This is a genomic window from Streptomyces sp. NPDC111628 (assembly GCF_055635195.1).
On the sequence record NZ_JBVKBZ010000003.1, the window covers coordinates 1,197,205 to 1,223,336 of the forward strand.

Genomic DNA, 26,132 nt, shown 5'->3' on the forward strand with positions numbered 1-26,132 from the left:
GCCCGGGCAGTTCTTGACAGACCGTGTTCTTGACAGACCGTGGACCGCCGAACGGGGAGGTGCGTGTGCACGGACCGGCGTCACCCGGATGGCTGCTGGTCGCGCTGTGCGCGGCGACCGGTGCCTACTGCCTGCTGCGGATGCGCAGCGGCGTCGAGGAGCAGCGCGGGGCCGCGGGCGGCGAGGCCCTCATGGGGTTCGGCATGGCCGCCATGGCCGTGCCCGCGGCGGTCTTCGCCCCGCCGGGCTGGGTCTGGCCCGCCTACGCGGTGGTGTTCGGCGCCGCGGGACTGCGGGCGTTGTGGGCGGCCCGGTCGGGACGCCACCACCTGCACCACGTCGTGGGAGCCGCGGCCATGGTCTACATGGCGGTGGTGATGGCCGCCTCCCCCGCCCACGGCCACGCACACGGCGCGTCCGGCACACCGTTGCTCACGGGGGCGCTGCTGCTCTACTTCACGGGATACGTGCTGCTGACCGGCGTCCGCCTGATACCCGTCGTGGCGGTGGCGGGGGGCGGTCCGGGCGCACCACCCGCGCCCGGGGGCGGTGCGGGGGCCGCCGGCCGTGCGGCGGCCGGGTGGGGCGACCGGCCGGAGCTGGCGCGCGCCTGCCGGCTCTCCATGGCGATCGCGATGCTGGCGATGCTGCTCCCCCTGTGACACCGGCGAGACCAGTGGCAAGGGGGCGAGACCGGGAAACGGACGGCCGGGCGTGGTGCTGCCCGGCGTTCACCGCGCGCAATCGTTGCCTGCGTCACTTTGCGCGTCGGGCCGTACTGCCGACGGCGCGGCGCTCATAGGCTGCCCCCATGATTCTCCCCGCGGCACTGCTGCTGCTCGGTGCGCTGACCGCCGTGCTCGCCCCCAGGCTGCTCGCCCGGGCCGACTGGCCGGATCGCGAACCGGTGGTCGCCCTGTGGGTCTGGCAGTGCGCGGTTGCGGCGGTGATCGTGTGCTGCGCGCTGTCGATGACGTTGAGCGCGGCGGCGGCCTGGCACGCGGTGGGCGGACCCGTCTTCGCGACCGCTCCCGGTCCGGTGGTCGAGGCCTACGCCCTGGGCACGTCCGGACTCTGGGCGGACACGACGGCCGTCACGCTGGCCTGCGGCGGACTGTGGAGCGCGCTGATGCTGGCCCGGGAGGTGGCACGGGCCCGCGCCCGGCGTCGGCTGCGCCGCGCGGAACTGCGGCACCGCGCTCCGCTGTTGCCCGGCGAGGAGCCCGGCCCGGGGCGGCTCGTCGTACTGGAGGGCGAGCGGCCGGACGCCTGGTGGCTGCCCGGCGCCACCCCGCAGCTGGTGGTCACCACCGCCGCCCTGCGTCGCCTCGAGGGGCGGCAACTGGACGCGGTGCTCGCCCACGAGAAGGGACACGCACAGGCGCGGCACGACTGGCTGCTGCACTGCTCCGCCGCGCTGGCGGACGGGTTCCCGCAGGTTCCGGTCTTCGCCGGGTTCCGCGACGAGATGCACCGCCTGGTGGAACTGGCCGCCGACGACGTGGCCTCCCGCCGTTTCGGCCGCCTGACGACCGCGCTGGCACTGGTCGAACTCAACGAGGACCGCGGCGTCTTCGGTCCGTGCCCGACCGCCCGGGCCGATGTCCCGCAGCGGGTGCACCGCCTGCTCACCCCGCCGAACCGGCTGACGGCGGCCCGCAGGCTGCGGCTGACCGCAGCGGCCGCGCTGGTACCGGTGGTCCCGGTCCTGCTGGCGTTCGCGCCGGGGCTGCGGGCGTTGGGCTAGGCCAGGGCCAGGCGCTGTCCCCGCCACGGCATTGGCCCCGGAGCCACCCGTTCGGCGAGGATCGCAGCATGCAGACGCCGCCGGTCGACTCCCCGCCCGCCCCGCCGCAGCCACGCGCCGCCCTCCGTGTCACCTGGGTACTGACCGTGTGCTCCGCACTCCTGCTCACCCTGGTGGCCGTCGAATGGCGCCCGTTGGTGCGGCTCGACGAGGACATCGCCGGCACGACCCACCGCTGGGCGGTCGAAGAAGGCGGCGTCACACACGCCATGCGGATCCTCACCGACTGGGTGTGGGACACCTGGACGATGCGCCTGCTGTGCGCGGTGGTGGTGCTGTGGCTGTGGTGGCGCCGGGCGGACCGGTGGACGGCCGTGTGGCTGGGAGCGACGTGTCTGCTGGGCAGCCTGCTGCAACAGGCCCTCAAGGCGGCGGTGGACCGGCCCCGCCCGGTCTGGCCCGACCCCGTGGACTCCGCGCACTACGCGGCCTTCCCCTCCGGGCACGCCATGACCGCGACGTTCGTGTGCGGCCTGCTGGTGTGGCTGCTCCACCACTACGACGTGGGGCGCGCCCTGCGCCGTACCGGCCTGGCCGTCGCCGCGGTCTCCGTGGCCGGGGTCGGCGTGACCCGGGTGTGGCTCGGCGTCCACTGGGCCACGGACGTGCTCGGCGGCTGGCTCCTGGGCGGCCTGGTCGTGACGCTCGCGGTGCTGGTGCACCGGCGCGGGCATCCGTGAGCGGCGCGGCGATCCGCCGGGCCGGGTCCCGCCCGTACCGCGGCGCCCACCGTCGCATCCGTCGCCCCTAGGATCCGCTCCATGACCGCCGTTCTGTTCGACTTCTCCGGAACCCTGTTCCGGATCGAATCCACCGAGGCCTGGCTGCGCGCGGCGCTCGACGGTGCCGGACTGGAGCTTGCCGCGCCGGAGCTGGCCGAGACGGCCGAGGCTCTCGGGCGGGTGGGAGCGCTGCCCGGCGGCGCACCGCCGCTACGGGTTCCGGAGGAACTCGCCGAGGTGTGGGAGATCCGCGACCACAGCTCCGCGCTGCACCGGGCCGCGTACACCGGGCTCTCCCGGCAGGTGCTGCTGCCGGACCCGGGCCTGCACGACGTGCTGTACGAGCGGCACATGTCGCCGGACGCGTGGAGTCCCTACACCGACGCCGCCGAGGTGCTGAGCGCGTTGCGCGGGCGCGGAGTCGCCGTGGGGGTGGTCAGCAACATCGGCTGGGACCTGCGGCCGGTCTTCCGCGCACACGGCCTCGACCGGTACGTGGACACGTACGTCCTGTCGTACGAGCACGGCATCCGCAAGCCCGACGCCCGGCTGTTCGGCGTGGCCTGCGCGGAGCTGGGCGTGGAGCCGGAGCGGACGCTGATGGTCGGCGACGACCGGAGGGCGGACGGTGGCGCGGCGGCGCTCGGGTGCGGGGTGCACTTCGTCGACCATCTGCCGGTGTCCGAGCGCCCGGCGGGACTGCGGCCGGTGCTGGACCTGGCCACGTAGCCCGAGGCAACCACTGGGTGGTGCCGTCCGCCTCGGACGATCCCCCGTGTCGCCCGAGGCAGACGGTAGCCGGAGCGGCCCGTGAGGGCCCCTCCGTCTGCGTTGAGTATAGTTGGCTGGCAGCCAGTCAACGCAGGAGTACAGCATGTCCCCGCGCAGCGCCTCGGTCAATGAAGAATTGCGGCGGCGCTCGAAGGAGCGTCTCCTGCAGGCCGCCGTGGAGCTGGTGGGCGAGCGCGGGTACGACGCGACCACGCTGGGCGACATCGCGGACCGGGCGGGCTCCGCGCGGGGACTGGTCTCGTACTACTTCCCGGGAAAGCGCCAGCTGGTGCAGTCCGCCGTGCACCGGTTGATGCACCGCACCCTGGAGGAGGCACTGGAGCGCGAGCCGCGCACCGACGAGGGGCGCGAGCGGCTGGCGCGGGCCGTCGACGCGATCCTGGGGCTCGCCCGGGACCGGCCGGTGCTCATGCGCCAGCACATGGCGGGGCTGCTCCAGGCCGAGGTGGGCTTCGTGCCGTGCCCGGAGCAGCGGCGGCTGGCGGAGCTGCTGCGGGACACGGTGGCCCGGCACGGCTCGCGGGACGTCGACCGCGACTACCCGATGCTGCGCGCACAGCTGATGGGCGCCGTCTTCGCCGCTCTCGTGCCGGGGGTGCCGATGCCGGTGCCGGAGCTGCGCGCCGAGTTGTTCGAGCGCTACCGGCTGGACTGGAAGCTGGGTGTCCCGCCGGACGCCGAAGCGCCCGGCGGGACGACGTGCGACCCGGACCTGTCGCGGTTCTTCGCGACCGGTGTACTCGATCGGCCGGAAGGGATGGAGCGGCAGGACCGGACGGACCCGACCGCTCAGTCGAAGTAGTCCGGCTGCGTCTGCGTGTTGAGCTCCCGCAGGTGGACCCGCTTGGCCGGGTCGGTGCGCCGGTCGCTGAGCTTGAGGACGTCGAAGCCCTTGGCGATGTCGTTCGAGTAGATGTAGCCGTTGTAGTAGTACGCCGACCAGGAACCGCCGGTGGTCATCGTGTCGGTGGTCAGCGGACCCCGCTCGAAGTAGGCGATCTCCCTGGGCCGCGAGGAGTCGGTGAACTCCCAGACGGAGATGCCGCCCTGGTACCAGGCCTGGACCATGATGTCCTTGCCCTTGACCGGGATCAGCGAGCCGTTGTGGGCCACGCAGTTCTCGGTGTCCGCCTGGTGGCGCGGGATCTTGAAGTAGCTGCGGAAGACCAGCTTGCGGTGGTCGCCGCGGCCGACGATGTCGTAGATGCCGTCGGCGCCGCGGTTCGGGCCGATCTCCGCGTTGCAGGTGGCGGCACCGCCGCCGCCCAGCTCGTCGGTGAACACGACCTTGTTCGCGCGCTGGTTGAAGGTCGCCGAGTGCCAGAACGCGAAGTTCACGTTGTCCTGGACGCGGTCGATGACCTTCGGGCGCTCGGGGTCCTTGATGGAGAACAGGATGCCGTCGCCCATGCAGGCTCCGGCGGCCAGGTCCTCGGAGGGCAGGACGGTGATGTCGTGGCAGCCGGTGGTCTTGGAGACGCCCGGGTTGGTGGGTCCGCCCGGGTTGCCGCCGCCGTCGGGGCCCTCACCGGGGAAGAGCACGGGGAAGCCCACGAGGGCCGCCCGCTCGGGTGCCTTGCGCGGCACCTTGATCACGGAGATCCCGTCGTGCGGCGGCTTGCAGTCGGGGTAGGCGGCGTTCGGCGAGTACGAGGAGACGTAGATGTAGACGTCCCTGCGCTCGGGCACCAGCGTGTGGGTGTGCGAGCCGCAGGCGGTCTCGACGGCGGCGACGTACTTCGGGTTCCGCTTGTCGCTGATGTCGAAGACCTTCATGCCCTCCCAGGAGGACTTCTCGGTCGCGGGCTGCGTGGTGCTGTTGCAACTGCTGTCGCTGCGCGAGGAGTCGGTCGACAGGAACAGCAGGTCACCGGAGACGGAGATGTCGTTCTGGGAGCCGGGACACAGCACCTGGGCGACGGTCCTCGGCTTCTTCGGGTTCTTGATGTCGAAGATGCGGAAGCCGTCGTAGTTCCCGGCGAAGGCGTACCGGCCCTGGAAGGCCAGGTCCGAGTTGGTGCCGGGCAGTGCGTCCTTGGGGATGTTGGTCAGGTGCTCGATGTTGTCCGAGTGGACGATCTCGTCCTGGCCGGGTATGTCGCCGCTCTCGATCGCGTCGCGCACCTCGGCGCGCGCACTCTTGGACACCTCCTTCGACGTGGCCGGACCGTCCCCGGGGTCGGGGGTCGCCACAGCCGGGCCGGCGGTGAGCAGCGCGGACAGGAGTCCGGCGGCGGCAGCCGCGACTCCCAGGCGTCTGCGCCGCGTTCGCGGGTCGTTCAACAGGGTCACTGTTTCCTCCCAACGTCCGTTCCCGTCGGAACGGTTCACGCACCCCGCAGTATCGTCTTCGCCATGCACATACCAACAGGGGGCAACAAACTCGCAATGAAGTTTTTTGATCAGTGACGCGCGGAAGCGTGCTAGGACGGTCATCGCACCCACAAGGTGCTCCGCCTCCCTCCATCCAGAGGGGCACCCGCAGCCACAGGAGGTCGTTGTGTCCATTCGCCCCGCGATGTCCAGCGCGTCACTCGTCACGGCCTCGCTGACCGCACTGGCCGTGCTCGGGCTGGGGGCCTGCGACTCGGGACCGGACACCGGTTCGGCGGCCGCCGCCGGCCCCTCGGTGATCGCGCCGGGCAAGCCGGGCGAGGGCAACCGGACCCTGTCCGCCGAGGACGCCGAGAAGCAGCGCGCCGACGACGACTCCCCCAACTCGGCGGACGTCTCCTACGCGCGGATGATGATCCAGCACCACGCCCAGGCGCTGAAGATGACCGAACTGGCGCCGGAACAGGCCGAGTCCGGCCAGATCAAGAAGCTGGCGGAACGGATCTCGGCCTCGCAGGGACCGGAGATCAAGGCGATGGAGGGCTGGCTCGAGACGCACGGCGAGAAGGTGACGGGCGGCGGGCACGACCACGCCGCGATGCCGGGCATGGCGACCGAGGCACAGCTGAAGAAGCTGCGCGCGGCCGAGGGCAAGGCCTTCGACCAGCTCTTCCTCACTCTGATGATCACTCACCACGAGGGGGCGATCAGCATGGCCACGGACGTGAAGTCCGGGGGCAACAACGTACTGATCGAGGAGATGGCGGACGACGTGGTCGCCCAGCAGACGAGCGAGATCTCACGCATGCGCGCGATGCTGTGACGACGCGGAGGCCCGGAGCCGGGACGTGCCCGCGGGGGTGCCTCAGCGGCGCGCGCGGCGGGGCGCCAGGAACCCCTCGTCGCGCGCCTGGCCGATCAGCCTGAGCGACCTGCGTCTGCTGTGCCCGGTCGCGCGCATCACCGCGAGGACCGGATCGCCGCCCGCCTCCCGGGCCGCCCGGTACTCCTGGGCGACGAGCCTGCGCCCCTCCCGCCCGCGCGGCCACGCGGCCCGGGCCCGCCGCGACGCGGCCGGCGCCCCGAGGGCGGGGGCCGCGACGCAGGCCTCGAAGAGTGGATGCTCCAGCCACTCGGCCAGTACGGCCAGGTCGTCGAGGGACAGCGGCGGCCGGGCCCGTACGTCCTCGACCCGCACGTCCGCACCGGACAGCACGGCGAGCGCGTCCACCCGGGCGCCGTCGGCGAAGGCCAGCCGGACATCGAACCACGAGGTCGTGGTGGAGCCCTCGCTCACCACCCAGGCGTGCCGCACGGACATCTCACCGTCGTCCGGACAGCGGTCGGAAAGCTGAAGAGAACGATCAACGAAGGATGCTTCGAGCACATACGCAACGTAACCGAATGATCACATTCCATACGAACGGAACACGCTTCGTTCATCGGGTGCAGCACCCTGTCAGCGCAGCGGGTCGCGCCGGGAGACGGCGGCCTGGCGGGCGGCCGCGGCCAGCAGGGCGTCGAGCAGCCCCGGGAACAGCATGTCCAGATCGCCCCTGCGCAGGCCGTTCATCTTGGCCGTGCCCCGGTAGGTCTGCCGGATCACCCCGCTCTCGCGCAGCACCCGGAAGTGGTGCGTGGTGGTGGACTTCGTGACCGGCAGGTCGAAGTGCGAGCAGGAGAAGAGTGCGCCGCTGTCGGCGGCGAGGTCCCGCACGATCCGCAGCCGCACCGGGTCGGAGAGCGCGTGCAGCACCCCCTCCAGCCGGATCTCCTCACGCGTCGGGTGCGGCAGCTCGCGGGTGCCGGCGGCAGTGGCGGCGGGGGTCACGGCGGCTCCAGTCGGTCCGGGGGGCCCACCTGTCAGGGGAGTCCCCATTGCAGGAGGGGTTCCCACTGTACGAGGGACGCCGTAGTTTGACACTCGACGTACTACGAGAGTTACCGTACGAGCCGTCCGACCCGCCGCGACCCAGGAGCAGCCCGCCATGAGCGCCCTCTTCGAGCCCTTCCGGCTCCGTGACACCACGATCCCGAACCGGATCTGGATGCCGCCGATGTGCCAGTACTCCGCGGCACCGGAAGGCCCGTCGGCGGGCGTGCCCGGCGACTGGCACTTCGCGCACTACGGCGCCCGCGCGGTGGGAGGCACCGGCCTGATCGTCGTGGAGGCCACCGGCGTGTCGCCCGAGGGCCGCATCTCCCCGCAGGACCTCGGGCTGTGGAACGACACGCAGGTCGAGGCGTTCCGCCGGATCACGGACTTCCTGCGCTCCCAGGGCACGGTCCCCGCGATCCAGCTGGCACACGCGGGGCGGAAGGCCTCCACCGCGCAGCCCTGGAAGGGCGGGGCGCCGGTGGGGGCGGACGCGTACGGCTGGCAGCCGCTGGCCCCGAGCGCGCTCGCGTTCGACGAGCGGCATCCGGTGCCGACCGAGCTGACGGCCCCGCAGATCCAGGAGGTCGTCGGCCAATTCGCGGACGCCGCGCGCCGGGCGCTGGCCGCCGGATTCGAGATCGCCGAGATCCACGGTGCCCACGGCTACCTGATCCACGAGTTCCTGTCGCCGCACTCCAACCGCCGCACCGACGCCTACGGAGGCTCGTACGAGAACCGCACCAGGTTCGCCCTGGAGGTCGTGGACGCGGTACGGGAGGTCTGGCCCGACGACAAGCCGCTGTTCTTCCGCGTCTCGGCGACCGACTGGCTGGAGGAGGGCGGCTGGACGCCGGACGACACCGTCCGCTTCGCCCGCGACCTCGAGGCCCACGGCATCGACCTGCTCGACGTGTCCACCGGCGGCAACGTCCCGCGCGTCCGGATCCCGACCGGGCCCGGCTACCAGGTCCCGTTCGCCGCGCGCGTGAAGGGCAGGTCCACGCTGCCGGTCGCCGCCGTCGGGCTGATCACCGAGGTCGAGCAGGCCGAGAAGATCCTGGCCAACGGCGAGGCCGACGCGGTGCTGCTGGGCCGCGAGCTGCTGCGCAATCCGTCCTGGGCCCAGCACGCGGCGCGGGAGCTGGGCGTGGACGCCCGGATGCCGGACCAGTACGGCTGGGGCATGTGAGGCGGGCTGCCGCCCGAGGCGTTGACTAGAAAGCGCTTACCCTCTACGGTCCGTTCATCAGCATGACCGTCGCGAACGCCGCGGCTCCACTCTTCCCCACAAGTGCGGCCGCGCGTTCGCGATGCCGGTCAGGTTGACGCACGACGTTCACGTACATGTTCCGTTCCACCCCCACTCCCTATGGAAGGGATCAGAACATGACCCCTGTGACACGACCGCGCACGCGGCGCGCGGCGACCGGCGCGCTGGGCGTACTGGGTTCACTCGGCCTCTCGGTTGGCATGCTCATGACCTCCGGAGCTTCCTCCGCGCAGGCCGCCACCTGGCCGACCCCCAACGGCAGCCAAGGCGTCTCCTCCACCATCTCGGTGTCCGGGACCAAGGACTACGGGATGAAGCGCCTGTACGGCACCGGCGACCTCGGCTCCGACGGACAGGACGAGGACCAGGGCCCCATCCTGGAACTGGCCCCCGGCGCCGTCCTGAAGAACGTGATCATCGGCGCCCCGGCCGCGGACGGCGTGCACTGCGAGGGCAGTTGCACGCTCCAGAACGTCTGGTGGGAGGACGTCGGCGAGGACGCGGCGACCTTCCGGGGCTCCTCGTCGTCGAACGTCTACACGGTCTCCGGCGGTGGCGCCAAGGAGGCCAGTGACAAGGTGTTCCAGTTCAACGGCGCCGGCACGCTGAACGTCTCCGGATTCGCCGTCAAGAACTTCGGCACCTTCGTCCGGTCCTGCGGCAACTGCTCGACGCAGCACAAGCGCACCATCAACCTCAGCGGCATCGAGGTGAACTGGAAGGGCGGCCGGATCGCCGGGATCAACACCAACTACGGCGACAGTGCGACCCTGCGCAACATCACGATCGTCGGGGACAGCAGCAAGAAGATCGTCCCGTGCCAGAAGTACATCGGCAACGACGACGGCGACGAGCCGGACTCGAACGGCTCCGGCGCCGACGGCACCTACTGCAAGTACTCCTCGTCCGACATCACCTACAAGTGACGCGTCAGGTCCGGGTGCCGTGCGCCCGGACCTGCCCGGACTGCTCCCGCTGGTAGCGCGCGTAGGCGTCCCGCAGGGCCGTCCCCGGCCAGTCGGGCGGGAGCAGTTCCGGGGGCAGCACCGGGTCGGCGAGCAGGTGCCGCACGACGGCCGCGAAGGCGGTGAGCCGGCCGGCCGGGCGCCGTGCCCCGTCGACCTGGGCGAGCAGCGCCCGTGCCGTGTCCGCCCAGGCGTCCAACGGCCACAGGCGCGCGGCCAGTTCGCGGTCGGGAGCGTCGGGGCGTGAGACGAGCCGCTCGGCCACCCGGTCGAGAGCCGCGGGCAGCGGGCGGTCGAGGTTCGCAGGACGCAGCCAGACGCCCTCGCGGAGTTCGGCCAGACGCAGGGCGGTCAGCCCGGTGCGCAGCTCGGCACGGGCGGCGGGACCGCGCCCCGTCGCGGTGATCACGAACGTCTCCCAGGCTCCGTCCCACGCGCGCGTGTGCGGGCGCAGGGCCTCGTCCTGGCGCCGCTGGCGCTCCAGCAGCCGCTCGCTGAGCCGGTAGCCGGTGTCCGTGCGGCGCAGGTCCCCGGCGGCGGCCATCCGGCTGAGCGCCGCGCGCGCGGTGGAGGCGCCGACGTCGAACCCCTCCACGAGCCGCACCAGGTCCCGCGCCGGAAGCTCCGGCGGGTGGGTGCCGAGCAACAGGCTCAGGACGACCGACCGCGCGGACAGCGGACGCAGGGTGAGCCCGTCGGGGGTCTCGGAACCGGTCATCCGCGCGCGAGGGTGTCGTTCGTCCACATGGGCACGTACTGTACGTGCGCCCACCGTGTTGCACTATTGCTACGACCGTAGGGATAGTGCAACACTCGATGCATGACGACACTCGCGCAGGAGCCGCCGTACGAGTCCCACGAGCCGTCCGAAGAGCCCTGGGGCGGCCCCGAGGGGCACGCGACGCACGACGTCACCAATCAGCCCCCTCCCCTGGCCCCCTACGACGCGTCCGACGACACGGTCCTGCTGGAGGGCGTGCGACGGGAGGGCGCCGGCTGGGCCGAGGACGGCTTGCGACGGCTGGGCCGCCGGGCGGGCAGCGCCGAGGCGCAGGAGTGGGGCGACCTCGCGAACCGGCACGAGCCCGTGCTGCGCACCCACGACCGGTACGGCAACCGGGTCGACGAGGTCGAGTACCACCCGAGCTGGCACCACCTGATACGGGTGGCCGTCGGCGAGGGCCTGGCCGGGGCGCCGTGGGCCGACGGGCGGCCGGGCGCGCACGTCGCACGGACGGCCGGCGGACTGGTCTGGGGTCACACGGAGGCGGGGCACGGGTGCCCGACCTCGATGACGTACGCGGCGGTCCCCGCGCTGCGTGCCCAGCCCGAGCTGGCGAAGGTCTACGAGCCGCTGCTGACCTCCCGGGAGTACGAACCGGGACTGCGGACACCCGCGGACAAACGGGGTCTGCTGGCCGGCATGGGGATGACCGAGAAGCAGGGTGGCTCGGACGTCCGGACGAACAGCACGACGGCCACCGCGACCGCCGAGCCCGGCGTCTACACGCTGCGCGGGCACAAGTGGTTCACGTCGGCGCCGATGTGCGACGTGTTCCTCGTGCTGGCCCAGGCGACCGGAGGGCTCTCCTGCTTCCTGGTGCCCCGCGTGCTGCCCGACGGCACCCGCAACACCTTCCGCATCCAGCGGCTGAAGGACAAGCTCGGCAACCGGTCCAACGCCTCCTCGGAGCCCGAGTTCGACGGGACGGTGGCGTGGCTGGTCGGGCCCGAGGGTCAGGGCGTCAAGACGATCATCGAGATGGTCAACTGCACCCGGCTGGACTGCGTGATGGCCTCGGCGACGCTGATGCGCAAGACCCTCGTCGAGGCCGGTCACCACGTACGGCACCGCACCGCGTTCGGCGCGCGGCTGGTGGACCAGCCGCTGATGCGCAACGTCCTGGCCGACCTCGCGCTGGAGTCCGAGGCCGCGACCACCCTCACCCTGCGGCTGGCCGGCGCGGCCGACCGTGCCGTGCGCGGGGACGAGGGGGAGGCGGCGTTCCGGCGGATCGCCACCGCCGTCGGCAAGTACTGGGTGACCAAGCGCGGGCCCGCCTTCACCGCGGAGGCCCTGGAGTGCCTGGGCGGCAACGGCTACGTGGAGGAGTCGGGCATGCCCCGCCACTACCGCGAGGCGCCGCTGCTGTCGATCTGGGAGGGCTCGGGGAACGTGAACGCCCTCGACGTGCTGCGGGCGTTGGGACGCTCCCCCGCCGCCGCGCACGCGCTCTTCGGTGAACTGTCCCTGGCGCGCGGGGCGGACGCCCGGCTGGACGCGGCGGCGGACCGGCTTCGGGCAGGGCTCACCGAGGCGTCCGAGACCGGTGCCCGCCGCCTGGTGGAGCTGATGGCCCTCACCCTCCAGGCCTCCCTCCTGGTCCGGCACGCCCCGCCCGCCGTCGCCGACGCCTTCTGCGCCACCCGGCTCGGCGGGGACTGGGGGCACGCCTTCGGCACGCTGCCGGACACGGCCGACCTCGACGGGATCCTGGCGCGGGCCCTTCCGGGCGAGGGCTGAACCGGCGGCGGCAAGAAGCCTCCCCGGACCCGACACCACCGTCCTGACCTGCGCCGACACTCCTTCCGGGGGTGACTGTCAGTGCCTGGGTGCAGACTGGCCCGTGTCCGAGACGAAGGCGTCGACGAGGACGCCGCGGAGGTGATCGGCATGACCGAGGTACTGCTCGCCGTGGGCACCCGCAAGGGCCTGTTCATCGGGCGCCGGCGGGGTGGCACCTGGGAGTTCGACGAGAGTCCCTACTTCAACGCGCAGGCGGTCTACTCGGTCGCCCTCGACACCCGCGGCGACACCCCGCGGCTGCTGGCCGGCGGCGACAGCGCGCACTGGGGGCCGTCGGTGTTCCACTCCGACGACCTGGGCCGGACCTGGACCGAACCGGCCGCGCCCGCCGTCAGGTTCCCCAAGGACACCGGCGCCTCCCTGGAGCGGGTGTGGCAGCTGCACCCGGCCGCCGCCGAGCCGGACGTGGTGTACGCGGGCACGGAACCGGCGGCGCTGTACCGCTCGGAGGACCGTGGTGAGAGCTTCGAGCTGGTCCGCCCGCTGTGGGAGCACCCCACGCGGTCGAAGTGGGTGCCGGGCGGTGGCGGCGAGGGGCTGCACACCGTCCTCACCGACGCGCGCGACCCCAGGTCCGTGACGGTCGCCGTCTCGACCGCGGGCGTCTTCCGCACCGCCGACGGCGGGGCGAGCTGGGCGCCGTCCAACTCCGGCGTCTCCGCCGTCTTCCTGCCGGACCCCGACCCGGAGTTCGGCCAGTGCGTGCACAAGGTCGCGCGCGACGCGGCCACCCCCGACCGCCTGTACCTCCAGAACCACTGGGGGGTCTACCGCAGCGACGACGCCGGAGCGCACTGGACGGACATCGGCGAGGGCCTGCCCTCCACGTTCGGTTTCGCGGTGGCCGCCCACCCGCACCGCGGCGAGACGGCGTACGTCTTCCCGATCAACGCCGACGCCGACCGGGTGCCCGCCGACCACCGGTGCCGGGTCTTCCGCACCGCGGACGCGGGCAAGAGCTGGGAGCCCCTCTCGGCGGGCCTGCCCCAGGAGGACCACTACGGCACGGTGCTGCGCGACGCGCTGTCCACGGACGACGCGGAGCAGGCGGGCGTGTACTTCGGCAACCGCAACGGCGAGCTGTTCGCGTCGGCCGACGACGGCGACAGCTGGCGGCAGTTGGCCTCCCACCTGCCGGACGTACTGTGCGTGCGGGCCGCGGTCGTCGCATGAACCGAACCGGGGGGACCGGCCTTGGCCATCGGTTGATCGGCGTCACCCGTACGGCAGTAGGGTGACGCCCGTGGCACCACGACCCTTGAATGAAATCGTCGAAGCCGGCTGGGCGAAGGCCCTGGAACCCGTCGCCGGACGGATCACCTCGATGGGTGAGTTCCTGCGCGCGGAGATCGCCGCCGGACGCACCTACCTCCCGGCGGGGGCGAACGTCCTGCGGGCCTTCCAACAGCCCTTCGACGATGTCCGGGTCCTGATCGTCGGACAGGATCCCTATCCCACTCCGGGGCACGCTGTCGGACTGTCGTTCTCCGTCGCGCCCGAGGTACGCCCGCTGCCAGGCAGCCTCGTCAACATCTTCCGGGAGCTGAACACCGACCTGAATCTCCCACAGCCCGCCAACGGAGATCTGACGCCCTGGACACAGCAGGGCGTGCTGCTGCTCAACAGGGCGCTCACCACGGCCCCGCGCAAGCCCGCGGCCCACCGCGGCAAGGGCTGGGAGGAGGTCACCGAGCAGGCGATACGCGCGCTGGCGGCACGCGGCAAGCCGATGGTGTCCATCCTCTGGGGCCGCGACGCCCGCAATCTGCGGCCGCTGCTCGGCGATCTGCCGGCCGTGGAGTCGGCGCACCCGTCCCCGATGTCGGCCGACCGGGGCTTCTTCGGCTCCCGTCCGTTCAGCCGGGCCAACGACATGCTGATGCGCCTGGGAGGTCAGCCGGTGGACTGGCGCCTGCCGTGAGCACCGGCTTCCTGGCCGTGGACTCCGGCGGCTCGGGGCTGCGCGTCGTCGTCGGCGCCGTCGGTAACAGCGGTGACAGCGGTGACAGCGGCGGCGGACACGGCCTGCTGGGTCGGCGGGTCTCGCGGGAGCCCGTCCGTACCGGTGCGCGCGGGATCGACCCCGGACACCTCTTGGCGCAACTGCTGCCGATGGCCAGGGCGTTGACCGCAGAGAACGGCGTGACCCGGCTCGACACCGTCGTCGTCGGGGCCGCCGGGCTGGCCACGCTGGGCGACGCGCTGCGCGCCGAACTGCCGGGCGCCCTGGCCCGGGAGCTGGGCGTGCGGACGGTCGCCCTGGTCGCCGACGCCGTCACGGCGTACGTGGGCGCCCTCGGGCCACGGGCCGGGGCGGTGGTGGCCGCCGGTACCGGCCTGATCGCGGTCGGCACCGACCTGACCCGCTGGCGCCGGGCGGACGGCTGGGGGCATCTGCTGGGCGACTGCGGCGGCGGTGCCTGGATCGGGCGGGCCGGTCTCGAGGCGGCGCTGCGCGCCCACGACGGGCGGGAGGGCGGCTCCGCTCCGCTGCTGGTCCGCGCCGAGGAGCGTTTCGGCCCGGCGGCGGGACTGCCCGGGCAGGTGTATCCGCGGTCCGACCGTCCGGCCGTCCTGGCCTCCTTCGCACCGGAGGTGGCGGCGTGCGCGGCCACCGACCCCGTCGCGGCGGAGATCCTCGGGGCCGCCGCCCGGCATCTGGCCGACTCGGCCGCCGCGGTCTGTCCGGCCGCCGGTGAGCCCCTCGTCGCCGTCACCGGCGGGCTGACGCGGCTGGGCGATCCGCTCCTCGTACCGCTGGGAGAGGAGCTGGCGAAGCGGCTGCCGCAGGCGCGGTGGACGGCCGCCGAAGGTGATCCGCTGGACGGCGCGGTCCGGGTCGCGACCGACGTGGCGACCGGTTCATTCACGCTTCCGAGTGACGACAGCATGCTGTGGATGACGACGGTGCCGGGCGGCTGAGAACCGGTCCGCCGACGAGGTGAATCATGCCGATGTCGGCCGATCCGTACATCACTCATCAGACAAAACAGGACGGATACCGCTCACCTGCACCCTCCCCGAACAGGGAAACCCCGGAAACCAGTAACATGCGGCGCCATGAGCTCCCCCACTGGGCCCGCGTCCGGCCTGCCAGTACGAATGCCGCGCCCCCGCCAGCCCGGACGGCACCGCCGTCCCGAACCCCTGGTGGCTCCCGAGGGCGCGCCGGCGCTCGTCCTCGCGGTGCCGGGGACGCCCAGTAGCGCCACCCGGGGCCTCGCCGACGAGGTCATCAGCATCGCCCGTTCCGAGCTGCCCGGGCTCGACGCCCGGATCGGCCACCTCGACGGGGACGACGACGCCGAGTTCCCCTCCCTGACCACCGTGCTCGTCCGGGCCGCCGAGGAGCGCACCGCCCGCTTCGAGCAGGCGCGTGCCGCCGGACTGGACGTGAAGGAGCCGGAGGGCCCCGTCGCGGTCGTCGTGCCGCTGCTCGCCGGGCCGGACAACGCGCTGCTGCGCCGGATCCGACAGGCCGTGATGGACAGCAAAATCGCGGCCGAGCTGACCGACGTTCTCGGGCCGCACCCGCTGCTGGCCGAGGCGCTGCACGTGCGGCTCTCCGAGGCCGGTCTCGCCCGCGCCGACCGCGCCCGGCTGTTCACCGTGGCGACCGCCGCGGACGGCATCATCCTCGCCTCCGTCGGCGGTGACGAGGCCGTCCAGGCGGCCGGGATCACCGGCATGCTGCTCGCCGCGCGCCTGGCCGTGCCGGTGATCGCGGCGGCGCTGGACGAGGAGGGCTCGATCGCGTCCGTCGCCGAGCAGCTGCGCTCCTCGGGCTCCCAGCAGCTGGCGCTCGCGCCGTATCTGATCGGTCCGGAGATCGAGGCGTCCGTGCTCGAGGAGGCGGCCAAGGAGGCGGGCTGCTCCACCGCCGAGCCGCTCGGCCCGTACCCGGCGATCGGCAAGCTGGCGCTGGCCAAGTACACGACGGCGCTGGGCATCTCGCCGCAGCCGGCGCAGGGGGCGCCGGTTCGGTGAAGTGCGCTTGCGCTCGCGCATCCAGGCGTCTGTGAAGGGGCCCGCTCCTGGTGAGGAGCGGGCCCCTTCGGCGTGGGTGCGGGCGGGAGTGGGTCGCGCTACCCGGCGCTTGCGGGGTGCCGCCTGCGCCCACCCGTGCCGCCCTGGGGGTACCTCCCAGGCCGTTCAGGCACTGGAGGAGGCACGACTGCCCGCAGGCTGGGGCAGGGATGGCTGCCCGCAGGCTGGGGCGGCACGAGGGCCCGCAGGCGGGGTGGGATGGCTGCCTACGGTTACGCGGGGGCGAAGATCACGCAGGAGGCTGCCGGGACCGCGAGGGAGCCCGTGCGGCGGGGGATGCCGGTGGCCGAGTCCAGGGCGAACCAGGTCACGTCTCCGGAGCGCTCGTTGGCCGCGTACAGAAAGCCGTCGGACACGGCGATGTCGCGGGGCCAGTGCCCGCCGCAGGGCACGGTGGCGGACAGCCGGAGGCCGTCAGGTTCCACGACGAACACGGACAGGACGTCCTCGCCGCGGGTCGCGGTCCACACGAAGCGGCCGTCGGGCGACACCGCGATGCCGGACGGGTAGGCGTCGCCCGCCGGGGCCCCCGGCAGCAGCGGCACCTCGGTGAGGGGCTTGAGTGCGCCGTCGGCGGCGTCCCAGTGGCAGACGGTGACGGTGGGCGCCAGTTCGTTGACGACGTAGGCCTGGGAGCCGTCCGGATGGAAGGCCAGGTGCCGCGGTCCCGAGCCCGGCCGCAGCGCGACCTCCCGGTGCACGGCGGGGACGCCGTCGGTGAGGGTGCAGACCCGCACGGAGTCGGTGCCGAGGTCCACGCTGACGGCCCAGCGCCCGCTGGGGTCGGGCCGCACCTGGTGGGCGTGCGGTCCCTGCTGACGTTGGGCATGCGGCCCGGAGCCGGTGTGCCGCAGCACACCGGACGCGGAGCGGGCGAGGGTGCCGTCGGCGCGGACCGGTACGGCGGTGACGGTGCCGGAGCCGTAGTTGGCGGTCAGCACGTGCCCGGCGTACAGGCTGAGGTGGGTCGGCCCGTCGCCCTCGACGGGCACCGGCCGTCCGGTGGGCTCGGGCCTGTCCCCGCTCACCCGGTAGGCGGCCACCGCGCCCTCGGCCGTCTCGCTGACGGCGTAGAGCGTGTCCCCGTCGGGCGCCAGGGCCAGGTAGGAGGGGTCGGCCAGACCGTCCGTGCCGCTCACGACCGTGAGGGCGCCGCTGTCGGCGGCGACGGTCGCCGTCAGGATCCCGGGGCCGCCGGCCGCCGTGAACGACCCGATGTATGCCCGCCGCTGCCGCCTGCCGCCGTCCGTCACCGCTGCCCCTCTCGTTCCGCTTCGTCTGCCCGCTTCGCCCTGCGTCGCGTCGAGTTCCGACCCGGTCGCCCGACCACGGTCGCCCGACCTGATCGTCCGCCCGGGAGCGACGGTAGCAGTCGATCATGCGCGGTCTAGACCAAATGGGTGTCGGAGGGGCGACGGGCGGGACGGTCAGGCGCCGGCCAGGCGCGAACCGGAGGGGGCGCGCAGGGGCGCGGCGAGTTCGGCGAGGGCCTGTTCCAGGTCGTGGAGGTGCGCCAACGCGGGTTCGGCGGCGCGCTCCCCGCCGGCGTGGGCGGGGACGGCACCCCCGCCGGTGAGTGCCTCGACCGCGGCCTCGACACGCCAGCAGGCGGCGGCCAGCCGGGCGTCGTGCGAGGCTTCGGGGTCGGCGGCCACGGCGACCAGGCCGCGGATCTCCCGGGCGCAGTCGTCGAGCAGGTCCAGGACCCGGCGGGCCCGCCTCCTGCGGCCGTGCATCGGGCTCAGCGGGTGCACGAGCGGGGCGACCGACAGCCGTACCCGGCCCAGCAGCTGCTCCAGCTCCGCCACGCGCGGCGCGGGGTCTGCGCCCTCGGTCCCGGCGAGTCGGGCCGCGGCCTCCGCGGTGCAGGCGTGCACACAGCGCAGGGCGCGCTGGATCCAGACGTCGGTGACGGCGTGCGTGGTGACCGGCAGGACGAAGAGCACGGCGAGCGCGGCACCGAGCGCGCCGACGCCGGTCTCCGCGAACCGCAGCGCGAGCAGGCCGGGACTGAGGACGCCCAGGAGGCCGTAGAGCAGCTCGGCGAGCAGGGTCACGCAGAGCATCATCCAGGTGTAGGAGACCGCGGCGGTGTAGAAGATGCCGAAGACGCAGGCGGCGGCGAGTACGGCGGTGGGCACCGGTGCCCCGGCCACCGGCACGGCGATCAGGAAGCCCAGGCCGATGCCGACGACCGTGCCGAGGACCCGGCGGAAGCCGCGCACCAGCGTCTCGCCGCGCGAGGTGGTGTTGACGAACACCCACCAGGTGGCGCCGACGGCCCAGTACCAGCGGTCCCCGGACACCAGCTGGCCCACGACCAGGGCGAAACCAGCGCCCGCGGTCGCCTGCACGGCCTGCCGGGTGGTGATGCGGGCCAGTCCGGTGCCGGCGGGCGGCGCGGGGACGGCGGGGGCGGGCCGGCGGCGCTCGTAGCACCACAGTCCGAACCGCACCGTCGCGGCGGTGGCCACGGACAGCAGGACGGCGGCGAACATCTCGGGCAGCCGGTCCGTGGTCGCGTGCAGGAACTGGGCGATGAAGAAGGTCATGAAGGCGAAGACGCCGAGGCTGTGCCCGCGCGGGCCCCAGCGGCGCGCGTACACGCCCGCGCCGACGACGGCGAGGAAGGTGAGGTCCCGGGCCACGGGGAGGTCGTGCAACGCGGCGGCGGCGGTGAGCACGGGCAGCCCGGCGACCGGCAGCAGCGCGGTGGTGACGGCCTGGCCGCGCACGGTGGCGTCGGTGACGGTGAAGAGCGCGAGCAGGGCGGCGAGGCCGCCGATGATCGCTCCGATCAGAGAGATACCGGCCAATCCGCACACCACGACGGCCAGCCCGATGCCGAGGACGGCCCGGGCGGCGAACCGCAGTCGGGACCGTCCCGGGTCCGGGCTCACGAACACCTTCTTCAGCACTGATTACCGCCCCCTCGCTCGCTCACGCCCACTGGCCCGGAAGTCGCCGCATGCAAAAGGCGCCGCGGGGTCCGCAGCGCCATCGACACGTCTATAGGAGCATCCCGGCCGCCAGTGGCTCAACAGGCTGCCTCCAGAGTGGGCCATTGGTACTGTGATCACGGCATGCCTGCGGCCACCGGAGAGCCAATGGCCGACTGGAGGGGGCCGGACCCGCGATGGCCGTCGACGAACTCGACACCCGCATCCTGCGGCTGCTGCTGGAGCAGCCGCGCACCAGCGTGCGCGAGTACGCCCGTCTGCTCGGGATCGCCCGCGGCACGCTCCAGGCCCGCCTCGACCGCCTGGAGCGGGACGGCGTGATCACCGGTACCGCGCCGTCCCTCTCCCCCGCCGCCCTGGGCCACCCGGTGCTCGCGTTCGTGCACATCGAGGTCACCCAGGGCCATCTGGACGAGGTGGGCGAGGCGCTGGCGGCCGTGCCGGAGATCGTCGAGGCCTTCTCCATCACGGGTGGCGGGGACCTGCTGACCCGCGTCGTGGCCCGCGACAACGCGCACCTGGAAGACGTGGTGCAGAAGCTGATCAGCCTGCCCGGCGTGGTCCGCACCCGCAGCGAGGTGGCTTTGCGCGAGCGCGTGCCGCACCGGTTGCTGCCCCTGGTGGAGTCGATCGGACGCTCGGCCCGCAGGTGATCCTTGGCATCCTGGACGCCATGAGCACCATGCGCACCATGCGCCCGCTGGGCGGCATCTCGGTCATCTTCGATCTCGACGGAACGCTCGTGGACAGCGAGCCGAACTACTACGAAGCGGGCCGGCGCACTCTCGCCGAGTACGGCGTCCCCGACTTCACCTGGGCCGACCACGAGGCGTACGTGGGTATCAGCACCCAGGAGACGGTCGCCGACTGGAAGCAACGGTACGGGTTGCGGGCCACGGTCGAGGAACTGCTCGCCGTCAAGAACCGGCACTACCTCGGGCTCGCCCGCACCTCGGCCCGCGCGTATCCCGAGATGCGGAAGTTCGTCGAGCTGCTGGCGGGCGAGGGAGTACCGATGGCGGTGGCGTCGGGTTCGTCGCCCGAGGCCATCGCGACGATCCTGGCGCGCACCGGCCTGGACGCACACCTGCGCACGGTCGTCTCGGCCGACGAGGTGGCGCGGGGCAAGCCCGCCCCCGACGTCTTCCTGGAGGCCGCCCGCCGGCTGGGCGCGGAACCGGCCCGCTGCGTGGTGCTGGAGGATGCCGCTCCCGGTGCCGCCGCCGCGCACGCGGCCGGGATGCGCTGCATCGCGATCCCGTACGTCGCGGGACAGGCCGACGCACCGGACTTCGCCACCGCGGAACTGCTGGTGCGCGGTGGCCAGGAGGAGTTCACCGCGCGGGCGGCGCACGACTGGCTGCGGACCGGCGGAAACAATATGAGCAAGTGCTCGAAACGGTGATCAGACCGCCTCTCGTATCCGTATCTCCTGGTGTCCGAGCCTGTCTTCGCCCCAGGAGGCACGATGCGCATCACGCGCACCACGGCAGGGACCGCCTTCGTGGCCGGTGCCCTGGTCCTCACCCTCAGCGCACTCGCCTACCCGGCCATGCTCGGGGTACAGAACGCGGGCAGTGACCAGGCCCGGGTCGTCACCAACACGCGGTACGGGCCGCTCACCGAGCAGGACCGGGACTTCGTGGTGAAGGTGCGTGCCGCGGGGCTGTGGGAGCACCCGCTGGGGCTGATGGCCATGGAGCGGGGGACGACACCGGAGATGAGGGAGGCCGGTGAGCACCTGGTCGTCGGCCACTCCCGGCTGGACGCCACCTGCCGCAGGATCGCACCGGAGCTGGGCATCACCCTGCCCAATCTGGCCTCACCGCAGCAGCAGCAGTTCGTCTCGACCGTGAACGGGACGACGGGCAAGCAGTTCGACACCACCGCGGTCAACATCATGCGGATCACGCACGGCCAGATCTTCCCGGCCATCGCCAACATCCGGGCCAACACCAAGAACTCCCTGGTGCGCCAGCTCGCCGACCAGGCCAACGACACCGTCCTCGACCACATCACCGTGCTGGAGAGGACCGGGCTGGTCAACTTCGACCAGGTCAACTTCCAGCAGACCGCACCACCGAACCTGCCCAAGGCGCAGCTCACGCCGCCGGCCCCGCAGCCCGGCGAGCCGGTGCTCTCGCTCACCTCGCCGCCCGGGCTCGAGGTCAACACCTCCGCGCCGACGCCCAGTCCGACGGTCCGCTGACGCATCGGGGCGGGGAGTCGGAGTCCGGCGGGTTCAGTGCCGGCGCGGTTTGCCGCCGCGGCCGCCGCTCCTGCCCTTGCCCCCGCTCGCGCCCCGCTTGCTGCCGCCGGTGCCGCGCCGGGCGCCTCCGGTCTGCTTACCGGCCGGCTGCTTACCGGCCGGCTGCTTACCGCCCTTGGAGCGCGCCGGTTCGGGCTGTCGGCCCCGCGTGCTGTTGACGGTCCGGCCCCGGACGATGCCGATGAAGTCCTCGACGCGGTCCGTGTGGGCGTCCTCGGGCCAGGACAGGGCCACCCTCGACTCCGGGGCGTCCGTGACCGTGCGGTAAGTGAGGTCCTTGCGGTGGTGCAGGCGGGCCAGCGACAGCGGCACCAGCAGCACCCCGATCCCGGCCGCCACCAGTTCGACGGCGTCCGCGGTGGTGGCCGGGCGCTCGAGGGCGGGCCTGCCGGGCAGCGGCTCCCAGTCGAGGACGTCGTCCAGGGGGTGCAGCACGATCTCGTCGGCGAGGTCCCCGACGGTCACCTCGTCGGCCGCGGTGACGAGATGGTCCTTGGGGACCAGCACGACCGTGGTCTCGGTGTAGAGGGGGATGGCGCTGAGCGCCGTACGGTCGACGGGCAGGCGTACGAGCCCGGCGTCGGCGTCGCCGCCCAGCAGCACGCCTGCCGCTCCGGCGGCGGGGACCTGGGTCAGGGCGAGGGGGACGTCCGGCAGCCGCTCGTTCCAGATGCGCACCCATTTGTCGGGCGTCACTCCCGGGACGTACGCGAGCCGGAACGAAGGGGGAGTTTCCGAGCCTGTCACCCGGCCAGGTTACCGGGCGTGGTCGGGAGCCACTCACACGATCGATACCCTTGGGCGCATGACGTCGCACCAGAACACCCAGACCATGAAGCCCGCGACCGCGGCGAAGAAGCTGGGTGTGTACCTCGAGGCCACACCCACCGAGTTCCGGGAGGGCGTCGTCACGCGTGCCGAGCTGAACGCGCTCCAGACCGACCCGCCCGCGTGGCTGCGCGAGCTGCGGCGCGACGGTCCGCACCCGCGGCCGGTGGTGGCGGCGAAGCTGGGCGTCTCCATCGCGGGCCTGCACCGGGGCGGGGTCGCCGAGCCGCTCACCACGGAGCAGATCGACGCGCTGAAGCAGGAGCGCCCGGAGTGGCTGGAGCGGGAGCAGGCGGTCCAGGCCGACGTGCGCAAGGAGGCGGCCCGGGTGAAGAAGCTGCACGCCGAGCAGGCGGAGCGCGCCGAGCGCGACTGACCGGGCGCGGCCCGGCAGCAGGCCTCCATCCGTTCATTCCTCAGCTCGTTCCTCAGCTCCTTCCTCGGCTCCTTCCCCGGCTCACTCCTCGGCCTTCTGCGCCGTCAGGCTCCACGCGTACTGCAGCCAGTCCGACACCACGACCGCGCTCAGGCCCGCGCACACCAGCCGCCCCGCCCTGGGCGCGACGGCGTACGTGCCCACGAGCCCGCCGGCGACCCAGGCGGAGGTGCAGAACGGGCAGGAGATCAGGTCCCCGACGGCACGGCGCAGTCCGGTTCCGCGCCCGGCGTCCATCACCTCGTTGGCGTTGCCCTCCCGTTCGCGGCGGGTGAACGGGGCCCGCAGAAAGCTGGTGACCTTGTCCTTGGTCAGCAGCCGGGAGGCCTTGAACGTCGCCGTTCCCAGCAGGACCACGTCCCAGACGGGGACGGAGTCGGGCAGTCGGACCCCACGGCGCCACGCCGTCACCGTGAACGCGCCGGCACCGGCCGCGAAGGTCGTCGCGAGCGCGGCGTATCCGAGGAGGGGTGTCTCCTCCCCGTCGGCGTAGCGCTGCTCAACGTCCGTCATGGGTGTCTCCTCGGTGTCGTTGGCCTGTCTCCGGGGCCGCTCTCAGTGGGGTGCCGGGCCGCCGAAGAGGTCGGCGCAGTCGGCGGGCAGGAGGGCCAGCAGTCGGTCGGCGCGTTCGCGGGGCACGGCCTCGGCGAGGGTGGACAGCACGGCGCCCGCGTCCCACTCGGCGGTGCGCGGCCGGGCGCCGGTCTGCTGGGCCACCCGCCGGAGGAACTCCTCGCGCCCGAAGGTCTCGGGGCGCCCGCGTTCCAGGCGCAGCGCGTCGTCCAGGGGCGCGGGCAGGTCGCGGGCCAGGTCGGCGGCCTCACCCGGCGGGATGCGGGACGCGACCACCCACAGGACGGCCGTGGCGACCTGCTCGGCCTCGTCGTCGCCGTGGAACTCACCGCGGTCGCGGACCCTGGTGAGGAAGTCGTCGAGCCGCACGGCGTCGCCTCCTTGTGCCGGTTCGCGCCCCGGGCGGGTGCCCTGTGTGCGTCCCGGGAAACGGGCGGGCGCTCCCCCCTCCGTGCTCGCCTGGCTCCCTCACCGCCGTGCGCCCGCACGTGCGGCGTCGGCAAGGTCTGTCACGAGGGTCAGGGCGTCCGCGTCGTCGGTGAACAGGGCGCGTCCGGCGGCGATCCGCCGCCGCCGGTCCCGGCCCGGTGCGGTGAGCCGCGCCAAGGCTTCGAGCAGCGCGGTCCGGTCCTCGGCGACCTCGGAGACGCCCAGCGCGGCCATCCGCCGGACGCCGTCCGCGCCGTGTCCGGGTATCGGGCGATGGCCCACGACCGGCAGTCCGGCCGCGAGCGCCTGTACGGCGGTCTGGCCGGCCGCGTTGTCGATCAGGGCGCGGGCGGCGTGCAGCAGACCCGGCATGTCCGTCACCCAGCCCAGGGCGAGGACGCCGGGCGTGCCGGACAGCGTGCGGCGCAGCCGCTGGTTGTCGCCGCAGAGCACGACCGGCAGATAGCCGTGGTCCGCCAGGAGCCGGACGGTGGCGTCCAGGTGCGAGCCGACGCCCCAGGCACCGGCGGACAGCACCACGGCGGGCCGCCCGGGGCCGAGCCGGTCGAACGTCTCCCGCCACTGGGCCGCCCCCGGGGCGTGGCCGGCGGAGAACTCGGGCGCCACGACGGGACCGCACGTGCCGGCCGCAGTGCCGGTGCTCCCCCGCACCTCGCGCGCCGCTTCCTCGGTGAGACACAGGCAGTGGTCGTTGCCGGGATGCAGCCACTGCCGGTGGAGCTCGAAGTCGATCACGAGGACGACACTGGGCACGGGCAGCAGTCCGCGGCTCCGGAGGTGGCCGGTGAGCTGGGCGCCCAGGTGGAAGACGGGCACGACCACGTCCGCGCCGGTGCGTGCGGCCAGCTCGCGCAACCGGTCTCCGGCGAGCCGGGCCAGGGGCGTCCCGCTCGGCCGGCGCCCCGCGCCGGGCCGCAGGAAGAGGCGGTACAGGGCGGCGTACGCCCACGGAAAGTGCCGTACGGACCCCCGGTAGAAGCATCTGAGCACCGTGCCCAGGCCGTACGGCAGCAGGGCGAGGACGTCGACGGTCTGGGCGGTGTCGCCGCGTTCGCGGGCCCGTCGGACCAGCTCGGCGGCGACCGTGTCGTGGCCCGCGCCCATGCTCGCGCTGATCACCAGCAGACGTCTGCCGCCGTGCGGACCGCGCGGGGTGCCGGGGCGCCGGGGCACTGATGAGCTGCGAGGATGCACGACGGACCAAGTTGCCGGTGCCGCGGGTTCCAAACCATCGCACAAGCGGGCGTTTCGGGCGCCCTCTGAGGGATACTCCGTGACCGCCCGTCCGGCCGGACGCCGGAGCCCGACCGCCAGGTCGGCCGCTTCCCGGTGCCCGCCCCGAGCCAAGGTGGTCCCCATGGTCCATGCGTTCTCCCGTCCCCGGTCCGTCCCCGGACCGCAGGTCGTCGCACCCGACGCGGACCACGCGAGGCCCCGGCGGCAGCCCGTCGGGCTCCGGGACCCGCGGACCCGTACGGCGCTCGTGACGGGGGCGTCCTCCGGCATCGGGGCGGCCGTGGCCCGCCGGCTGAGTGACGAGGACGGCTGGCGGCTGGTGCTCACCGGCCGTGACCCGGTGCGGCTGCGCCAGGTCGCCGACGACACGTCGGCCACCGCGTTCGCCGCGGACCTCACCCTCCCGGGCGCCGGCCGGCAGCTCACCGACTTCACGCTGGCCACGGCGGGTCCGGTGGATCTGCTGGTGGCGGGAGCCGGGGTCGGCTGGGCCGGCGAGTTCCTGGACATGCCCCCGCACACCATCGACGAGGTGTTCGACATCAACGTGCTGGCCACGTTGCGGCTGGTGCGGCTGATGCTGCCGGGGATGGTGGCGGCGGGGTCGGGGCGGGTGGTGCTCATCGGCTCGCTGGCGGGCAGCGTCGCGGTGCGCGACGAGGCCGTGTACTCCGCCGCCAAGGCCGCGATCGGCGCCTTCGCGGACTCGCTGCGCTACGAGTTGCGGGGCACGGGCGTCGGGGTCACCCATGTGGTGCCCGGCGTCGTCGACACCCCGTTCTTCGAGCGCCGGGGCGCCCCCTACCGGCGGTCCAGGCCGCGCCCGGTGCCTCCCGAGCGCGTGGCCGACGCGGTGCGGACCGCGGTGCTGCGGGGCCGGGACGAGGTGTACGTGCCCTCGTGGCTGCGCCTGCCCTGCCGGGTGCGGGGCGCGGCCCCGGGACTGTACCGACGGCTGGCCGCACGGTTCGGATGAC

28 protein-coding genes are annotated in these 26,132 nt (G+C 73.3%); 18 read left to right on the top strand and 10 right to left on the bottom strand.

The window, feature by feature from the left end; all coding sequences use genetic code 11:
• Positions 1–65: 65 nt before the first annotated feature.
• The 5 genes from ACZ7MF_RS20385 to ACZ7MF_RS20405 all read left to right on the top strand — a co-directional run bounded on the left by ACZ7MF_RS20385 (position 66) and on the right by ACZ7MF_RS20405 (position 4,123).
• Entirely contained in the window at positions 66–662 is a 597-nt protein-coding gene (locus tag ACZ7MF_RS20385; RefSeq protein WP_471478184.1) for a DUF5134 domain-containing protein, read from the top strand.
• A gap of 149 nt (positions 663–811) precedes the next feature.
• Positions 812–1,747, top strand: coding sequence for a M56 family metallopeptidase (locus ACZ7MF_RS20390; protein ID WP_471478185.1), 936 nt, complete (start codon positions 812–814; stop codon positions 1,745–1,747).
• A gap of 68 nt (positions 1,748–1,815) precedes the next feature.
• Positions 1,816–2,487: a phosphatase PAP2 family protein gene (locus tag ACZ7MF_RS20395; protein WP_471478186.1), complete on the top strand. Its 672-nt coding sequence runs from the start codon at positions 1,816–1,818 to the stop codon at positions 2,485–2,487.
• An 81-nt stretch (positions 2,488–2,568) separates the two neighbouring features.
• The gene (locus tag ACZ7MF_RS20400) at positions 2,569–3,258 is read left to right on the top strand and encodes an HAD family hydrolase (RefSeq protein ID WP_471478187.1); all 690 of its coding nucleotides are present in this window, start codon (positions 2,569–2,571) and stop codon (positions 3,256–3,258) included.
• 145 nt (positions 3,259–3,403) lie between these two features.
• A complete protein-coding gene (locus tag ACZ7MF_RS20405; RefSeq protein WP_471478188.1) occupies positions 3,404–4,123 on the top strand; it encodes a TetR/AcrR family transcriptional regulator in 720 nt (239 codons plus the stop codon).
• Here the strand turns inward: ACZ7MF_RS20405 and ACZ7MF_RS20410 are convergent.
• Positions 4,111–5,613 (bottom strand): LVIVD repeat-containing protein, encoded by a 1,503-nt coding sequence (locus ACZ7MF_RS20410; RefSeq protein ID WP_471478189.1) that lies wholly within the window; start codon positions 5,611–5,613, stop codon positions 4,111–4,113. The two genes, ACZ7MF_RS20405 and ACZ7MF_RS20410, sit on opposite strands and share 13 nt — an antisense overlap.
• 208 nt (positions 5,614–5,821) lie before the next feature.
• On the opposite strand from ACZ7MF_RS20410, the gene ACZ7MF_RS20415 reads away from it, so the two are divergent.
• Positions 5,822–6,478, top strand: coding sequence for a DUF305 domain-containing protein (locus tag ACZ7MF_RS20415; protein ID WP_471478190.1), 657 nt, complete (start codon positions 5,822–5,824; stop codon positions 6,476–6,478).
• Positions 6,479–6,520: 42 nt separating this feature from the next.
• Here ACZ7MF_RS20415 and ACZ7MF_RS20420 read toward each other — a convergent pair whose 3' ends face one another.
• Both ACZ7MF_RS20420 and ACZ7MF_RS20425 read right to left on the bottom strand, forming a co-directional pair.
• The gene (locus ACZ7MF_RS20420) at positions 6,521–6,976 is read right to left on the bottom strand and encodes a DUF6214 family protein (RefSeq protein WP_471478192.1); all 456 of its coding nucleotides are present in this window, start codon (positions 6,974–6,976) and stop codon (positions 6,521–6,523) included.
• 138 nt (positions 6,977–7,114) lie between these two features.
• Entirely contained in the window at positions 7,115–7,486 is a 372-nt protein-coding gene (locus tag ACZ7MF_RS20425) for a helix-turn-helix domain-containing protein (protein WP_471478195.1), read from the bottom strand.
• A 157-nt stretch (positions 7,487–7,643) separates the two neighbouring features.
• On the opposite strand from ACZ7MF_RS20425, the gene ACZ7MF_RS20430 reads away from it, so the two are divergent.
• The gene (locus tag ACZ7MF_RS20430; RefSeq protein WP_471478198.1) at positions 7,644–8,723 is read left to right on the top strand and encodes an NADH:flavin oxidoreductase/NADH oxidase; all 1,080 of its coding nucleotides are present in this window, start codon (positions 7,644–7,646) and stop codon (positions 8,721–8,723) included.
• A gap of 197 nt (positions 8,724–8,920) precedes the next feature.
• On the top strand, positions 8,921–9,730 hold the full coding sequence (locus ACZ7MF_RS20435; RefSeq protein WP_471478200.1) for a pectate lyase: 810 nt from the start codon (positions 8,921–8,923) through the stop codon (positions 9,728–9,730).
• 4 nt (positions 9,731–9,734) lie between these two features.
• Here the strand turns inward: ACZ7MF_RS20435 and ACZ7MF_RS20440 are convergent, their stop codons facing one another.
• Positions 9,735–10,487 carry a PaaX family transcriptional regulator C-terminal domain-containing protein gene (locus ACZ7MF_RS20440; protein WP_471478203.1) on the bottom strand — a complete coding sequence of 251 codons (753 nt, stop codon included), beginning with the start codon at positions 10,485–10,487 and terminating at the stop codon, positions 9,735–9,737.
• 102 nt (positions 10,488–10,589) lie between these two features.
• Between ACZ7MF_RS20440 and ACZ7MF_RS20445 the strand changes: the two genes are divergently transcribed.
• From ACZ7MF_RS20445 to ACZ7MF_RS20465, 5 genes are all read left to right on the top strand, one after another.
• Positions 10,590–12,293 (top strand): DNA alkylation response protein, encoded by a 1,704-nt coding sequence (locus ACZ7MF_RS20445; protein ID WP_471478206.1) that lies wholly within the window; start codon positions 10,590–10,592, stop codon positions 12,291–12,293.
• Between the two features lie 81 nt (positions 12,294–12,374).
• Positions 12,375–13,529 (top strand): WD40/YVTN/BNR-like repeat-containing protein, encoded by a 1,155-nt coding sequence (locus ACZ7MF_RS20450; protein ID WP_471478209.1) that lies wholly within the window; start codon positions 12,375–12,377, stop codon positions 13,527–13,529.
• Positions 13,530–13,599: 70 nt separating this feature from the next.
• Complete coding sequence (locus ACZ7MF_RS20455; RefSeq protein WP_471478212.1) at positions 13,600–14,277, top strand: uracil-DNA glycosylase; 678 nt, start codon at positions 13,600–13,602, stop codon at positions 14,275–14,277.
• Positions 14,274–15,278 carry an N-acetylglucosamine kinase gene (locus tag ACZ7MF_RS20460; RefSeq protein ID WP_471478215.1) on the top strand — a complete coding sequence of 335 codons (1,005 nt, stop codon included), beginning with the start codon at positions 14,274–14,276 and terminating at the stop codon, positions 15,276–15,278. The genes ACZ7MF_RS20455 and ACZ7MF_RS20460 overlap by 4 nt, the downstream gene beginning before the upstream one ends.
• Positions 15,279–15,416: 138 nt before the next feature.
• A complete protein-coding gene (locus ACZ7MF_RS20465) occupies positions 15,417–16,343 on the top strand; it encodes a sirohydrochlorin chelatase (RefSeq protein WP_471478218.1) in 927 nt (308 codons plus the stop codon).
• Between the two features lie 272 nt (positions 16,344–16,615).
• Here the strand turns inward: ACZ7MF_RS20465 and ACZ7MF_RS20470 are convergent, their stop codons facing one another.
• Both ACZ7MF_RS20470 and ACZ7MF_RS20475 read right to left on the bottom strand, forming a co-directional pair.
• Positions 16,616–17,656 (bottom strand): lactonase family protein, encoded by a 1,041-nt coding sequence (locus ACZ7MF_RS20470; RefSeq protein WP_471478221.1) that lies wholly within the window; start codon positions 17,654–17,656, stop codon positions 16,616–16,618.
• Positions 17,657–17,830: 174 nt separating this feature from the next.
• Complete coding sequence (locus ACZ7MF_RS20475; RefSeq protein WP_471478223.1) at positions 17,831–19,321, bottom strand: FUSC family protein; 1,491 nt, start codon at positions 19,319–19,321, stop codon at positions 17,831–17,833.
• 218 nt (positions 19,322–19,539) lie between these two features.
• Here ACZ7MF_RS20475 and ACZ7MF_RS20480 point away from each other — a divergent pair, with 218 nt between their 5' ends.
• The 3 genes from ACZ7MF_RS20480 (at position 19,540) to ACZ7MF_RS20490 (ending at position 21,572) form a co-directional block, all read left to right on the top strand.
• Entirely contained in the window at positions 19,540–20,016 is a 477-nt protein-coding gene (locus ACZ7MF_RS20480) for an Lrp/AsnC family transcriptional regulator (protein ID WP_003977712.1), read from the top strand.
• 38 nt (positions 20,017–20,054) lie between these two features.
• Positions 20,055–20,768: an HAD family hydrolase gene (locus tag ACZ7MF_RS20485; protein WP_471478894.1), complete on the top strand. Its 714-nt coding sequence runs from the start codon at positions 20,055–20,057 to the stop codon at positions 20,766–20,768.
• Positions 20,769–20,831: 63 nt separating this feature from the next.
• Positions 20,832–21,572 (top strand): DUF4142 domain-containing protein, encoded by a 741-nt coding sequence (locus ACZ7MF_RS20490; protein ID WP_471478228.1) that lies wholly within the window; start codon positions 20,832–20,834, stop codon positions 21,570–21,572.
• A gap of 33 nt (positions 21,573–21,605) precedes the next feature.
• On the opposite strand, the gene ACZ7MF_RS20495 is transcribed toward ACZ7MF_RS20490, so the two are convergent.
• Complete coding sequence (locus ACZ7MF_RS20495; protein ID WP_471478231.1) at positions 21,606–22,379, bottom strand: LysR substrate-binding domain-containing protein; 774 nt, start codon at positions 22,377–22,379, stop codon at positions 21,606–21,608.
• 58 nt (positions 22,380–22,437) lie between these two features.
• Here ACZ7MF_RS20495 and ACZ7MF_RS20500 point away from each other — a divergent pair, with 58 nt between their 5' ends.
• Positions 22,438–22,836: a DUF5997 family protein gene (locus ACZ7MF_RS20500; RefSeq protein ID WP_471478235.1), complete on the top strand. Its 399-nt coding sequence runs from the start codon at positions 22,438–22,440 to the stop codon at positions 22,834–22,836.
• Between the two features lie 81 nt (positions 22,837–22,917).
• On the opposite strand, the gene ACZ7MF_RS20505 is transcribed toward ACZ7MF_RS20500, so the two are convergent.
• The 3 genes from ACZ7MF_RS20505 to ACZ7MF_RS20515 form a co-directional block, all read right to left on the bottom strand.
• On the bottom strand, positions 22,918–23,409 hold the full coding sequence (locus ACZ7MF_RS20505; RefSeq protein ID WP_471478238.1) for a DUF1360 domain-containing protein: 492 nt from the start codon (positions 23,407–23,409) through the stop codon (positions 22,918–22,920).
• A 42-nt stretch (positions 23,410–23,451) separates the two neighbouring features.
• Positions 23,452–23,838 (bottom strand): DUF2267 domain-containing protein, encoded by a 387-nt coding sequence (locus ACZ7MF_RS20510; protein ID WP_471478241.1) that lies wholly within the window; start codon positions 23,836–23,838, stop codon positions 23,452–23,454.
• A 99-nt stretch (positions 23,839–23,937) separates the two neighbouring features.
• A complete protein-coding gene (locus ACZ7MF_RS20515) occupies positions 23,938–25,092 on the bottom strand; it encodes an MGDG synthase family glycosyltransferase (protein WP_471478896.1) in 1,155 nt (384 codons plus the stop codon).
• Positions 25,093–25,276: 184 nt separating this feature from the next.
• Here ACZ7MF_RS20515 and ACZ7MF_RS20520 point away from each other — a divergent pair, with 184 nt between their 5' ends.
• Positions 25,277–26,131, top strand: coding sequence for an SDR family NAD(P)-dependent oxidoreductase (locus ACZ7MF_RS20520; protein ID WP_471478245.1), 855 nt, complete (start codon positions 25,277–25,279; stop codon positions 26,129–26,131).
• The last annotated feature ends 1 nt before the right edge of the window (position 26,132 follow it).